Origin of the sequence: Xenorhabdus griffiniae (assembly GCF_001028135.1) — a bacterium.
GTDB classification, from domain to species: domain Bacteria; phylum Pseudomonadota; class Gammaproteobacteria; order Enterobacterales; family Enterobacteriaceae; genus Xenorhabdus; species Xenorhabdus bakwenae.
The window spans coordinates 1-418 of the sequence record NZ_LDNM01000109.1 but is presented as its reverse complement, the minus strand read 5'-3'; the positions used below and the strand labels follow the sequence as shown (position 1 = coordinate 418).

The 418-nt window shown below is 55.3% G+C and carries 1 protein-coding gene; it reads right to left on the bottom strand.

Annotation, left to right across the window (positions count from 1 at the left end; all coding sequences use genetic code 11):
- Positions 1-418: Mu-like prophage major head subunit gpT family protein (locus AAY47_RS17050; protein ID WP_047771387.1), on the bottom strand; the 418-nt coding region annotated here is incomplete at both ends.

Here is a 418-nt window from a genome sequence, read left to right as displayed (position 1 = left end):
CAAAATATTGGGGTTGATATTGAGCGGGCGGCCGTCATCGTCAGTAAACTGGCGCATGGCCGTGCGGGCGGCACCGTAGGACGCCTGCGCTTTCGCCATCGATTCAATGGACAGCGCCTTTTTCCCTTTGTTGGACACCGACCTTGTGCCGACCGGATGATCACGGTCAAAAAAGTACTGTTTGTCGTAGCACGGGCGTTCAAACCCCAGATTGACCAGGGCAAATACAATGTCATCCGGCAGGGCAGCCGCCGATTGCCCGGCGCTTCTGGCCTGAATGGCATACTGTCCGGTCTGGTCGTCCTCGATATCATTGCGATCCACTTCAATGGTCGCTTCCCAGTCATCGTTCTCAATGGTGTATTTATGCCCGGACAGGGATTTCACCACTTTTTCACCGACCCATTTGCGCATGGCC